Annotated in this window: 3 protein-coding genes and 1 pseudogene; all 4 read left to right on the top strand. The window is 38.6% G+C overall.

The window, feature by feature from the left end; genetic code table 11:
• Positions 1 to 290: 290 nt before the first annotated feature.
• Positions 291 to 1,622 carry a site-specific integrase gene (locus FH871_RS31540; protein WP_003013274.1) on the top strand — a complete coding sequence of 444 codons (1,332 nt, stop codon included), beginning with the start codon at positions 291 to 293 and terminating at the stop codon, positions 1,620 to 1,622.
• A 4-nt stretch (positions 1,623 to 1,626) separates the two neighbouring features.
• Positions 1,627 to 2,628 carry a hypothetical protein gene (locus FH871_RS31535; protein WP_138995297.1) on the top strand — a complete coding sequence of 334 codons (1,002 nt, stop codon included), beginning with the start codon at positions 1,627 to 1,629 and terminating at the stop codon, positions 2,626 to 2,628.
• Between the two features lie 157 nt (positions 2,629 to 2,785).
• Positions 2,786 to 3,085, top strand: a complete 300-nt coding sequence (locus tag FH871_RS31530; protein ID WP_003013280.1) for a helix-turn-helix domain-containing protein — start codon at positions 2,786 to 2,788, stop codon at positions 3,083 to 3,085.
• Positions 3,085 to 3,328 (top strand): annotated as a pseudogene (locus FH871_RS34130) (mobilization protein); the annotation flags it as partial. The gene FH871_RS31530 and the pseudogene FH871_RS34130, both read left to right, overlap by 1 nt.

The raw sequence follows: 3,328 nt of genomic DNA, 5'->3' as shown, positions 1-3,328 counted from the left end.
CCTAAAAAAATGCAACGCACTCCACAACTTTTGTACTTGATCCAAAATTTGCTGCCAAAAAACTGCCATTGAAAATAGTGGGCACAAAAAAGCCGTCCAAAATATTGATTTTGAACGGCTTATCTTGTCGGGGTGGCAGGATTCGAACCGTTATCATATCTTACTTTTACTTTTCTTATTTTACTCTGATTATTAGGTATTTACAAATTTTATTACCTATCTTTACCTAACCTTACAAAGGTAAAATATGGTAATATTAAGCATTTCTGTCCGAAATATGTCCGAGAAATATGAAAGTGAATTTTTATTTAGATAAGCCCTATAATCCCGATATTTCGCCTGAAAAGGTCAAACAGGAATTGGCAAAGGTTGGAGGGAAAAAGAAGAACCTTGCACAAAAGTTCTGGAATCCATCGCCCACTGCACTGTATCTCTTCTTTTCACCGGATAAATCCTGTAGGATAAAATACAGGACAAACTATAAGATATTGCCCAAAAGTTGGGATTTTGAAAAGGAAAGGCTTAAACCAAGTGCCAGCGGAGCGTTGGAATTCAATGTTGAACTGAACAACCTTGCAAACTGCTGTACAAGGGAAGCAATGCGAAAAAAAGAAACAAACCAGTTTCTTTCCAAAGAGGATTATAAACAGATTGTACAGGACTGTATTGACAGGGACAATGCCGTCAATAGTGAAATATCCATTTCCCACCTGAAAACCCAGTTCCTTTCCTACAAATCCAATTTTGTCAAAGAGGGTACGTTAAAAGAATACCGGACAGTCTTTAAGGGATTGGAGGATTTTGAGAAGCATAAGGGAACAAAACTTATCCTTAGGGAAATGGACGGTAAATTTCTCGATCAGTTTGAGGTATTTCTAAGCAGGAAAAAGAACACGAACGATGGAGATAAAGAGGGCTTGCTGAATGACACCATCCACAAGTACATCTCCACGTTAAAGGTATTCCTAAAGTGGTGCAACGACAATGATTATTTGGTGCATCCCGATGTCTTCAAGACCCAGAAGACAAACTTTAAGAAGAAAGCCTACAATGAGATCATTGCCCTGTCAGAATCCGAAATACAGAAACTGATGAACCATGATCTTTCGGACAGACCCAGTCTGGAAAGGGTACGGGATCTGTTCTGTCTATTGTGCTACACAGGGCAAAGATTTGAGGATCTGATCAACTTTGACCCAAAGGACATAAAAAACAATGCTTGGGACTTCATTTCGGTAAAAGTCAAAAAAAGGGTGATCGTACCTTTTGAGGGGTATATTGCCCCAGCAAAGGATATCTTGGAGCGTATCGGTTACTCCGTGCCCAAGATATCCAACCAGAAGTTCAATGAATATATCAAAACTGTCGGCAAACTGGCAGGAATGGACGAAATCATAAAGATCACAAGGTATTCAGGTAAGCAAAAGCTGGTGATAGAAAAAAGGAAGTACGACTTCCTATCGAGCCATGTCGGCAGAAGATCAATGGTAACGAACCTATTGAGCAGGAACGTACCCATTACACTTGTGCAGAAACTGACCGCACATTCCGACATAAGGACTTTAATGAAATACGAATCGGCAAACACGGATTCGTTAATCGATGCACTGAACAAATTTTAAAATTATGAACAGTAAATATTTCAGAAGAAGAAAACCGTTTGACTTTGATCCGCATCCATTGGACGTGGGCGTCCCTTTTTCCAAGAACGATACGCATGCGGATGTACACTTTCTTATAAAAGTTCAGCGACTTCCAGAGAGTCAACTTGAAGATCTCTTTTTGCGCCACTTCAACTATTACAAAGCTGAATTCAACGATACTGACGGCAGAGAGTTTTTTAAAGAATTATGGCAGACTGTTAATTCCGAGCTAAAAAAGGAAAGAAGCAAATCACAGGAAAAGCTGTCGGCGACACAGAAAAGAAGAAACGACCTTAGAATACAGAAATTCCAGTATTTCATCGAGAATATCCTTCCCAAATATGACCGATGGAATTTCACGGTAAGTCTGTCAAAAAAATATGAGATAGTCAGCGAGCAACTATTTCAAGAAGTAAAGAGCAAAACTCAAATAGAATTCCAGCGGACACAGGAATTGATCGATTCGGCATTTACGAAACTTGCCAATTCATCCAATGCAAGTACAGAATCCAATATAAATACCATAAAAACTATTCTGGAGAACTATCTAGATTCGAACAAAGAGGAACAGGAAGAATTAAAAAAGCAATTCATCCAGAAACAAAATCTCGATCGTTTGCTAGCACAGTATAATACGACATTAAAAGAATTGGATGAATTTAAAGAACAGGTTAAAAAGCTCAAAAAAGAGAAATCCCGATTGAATTCCTTGGATCATCATAAAATCAATATACTGAACGGCGACAAACTTAATCTGATCGCGTTGTTTGATGAATTTATGAAAGCAAAGATAATAATCAACGGAAAAGCAGAAACATTCCTAGGGACTAACGCCCATATAACATGGGCAAAAATCATTTCCAATCATTTTTTGGAACATGATAAGCCAATTCCATTCGGAACAGTAGAGAACTATTTTTGTGACGGTAAACCCACCGACATTGACAATTCAGATCGCAAATTCAAAATTATTCCAATTGAATAGCCAGAAGATAAATCATACCACCCCCTTGCAGAGATGCCGTTCAAAATTCTGAACGGCATTTTTTGTGGTCTTGCTTGCCCAATTTTGTGTCAAGTTAATTAAACGAAGAAAGTGGCCATGACTTCGACATTCTTAAATTGATAAACATGAGCAAAGTATGATTACACTGGATCGAAATGCCCTTAGAGATTGTGTCAAGGATGCAGTTAGGGAAGAACTACAGGTTTTTATTTCAAAGGTTGGTAATATGGACGATCCTCCGCAAAAAAAGCAACCGACAAAACTAATGACCAAAAAGGAAATGGCAAACGAGCTTGATATTTCCCTTGTCAGCCTGACCGAATGGATGAAACAGGGGCGTATTCCCTATAAACGTATGGGAAAGCGCATTTACTTCAACAAAGAAGATGTTATGGCATCCATGACGAACTTCAACCATAACAAAGGAGGTAAATAATGATCTCGTTTAACCAGGACATAGCCACTGCATTGGATAGGGCTATAGTAAAAATAACAGATAAATTTTTAGAACCTCCGATCATGATAACAATCAGCAATTCCGATTCCGTTATCGGTACATTAGGAAATTTCAGCGCATCCACCGGAAAGGCCAAGAGTAGGAAAACATTCAATGTGATTTCATTGGTCGCTGCTGCATTGAGCGGAAAACAGATATTACAGTATAAGGTCAAAGTTCCCA

Origin of the sequence: Larkinella sp. C7, from assembly GCF_006149005.1 — a bacterium.
Classification (GTDB): domain Bacteria; phylum Bacteroidota; class Bacteroidia; order Cytophagales; family Spirosomataceae; genus Larkinella.
Note: the sequence above shows the minus strand (reverse complement) of the source record. Positions and strands in the feature narration are given on the sequence as shown.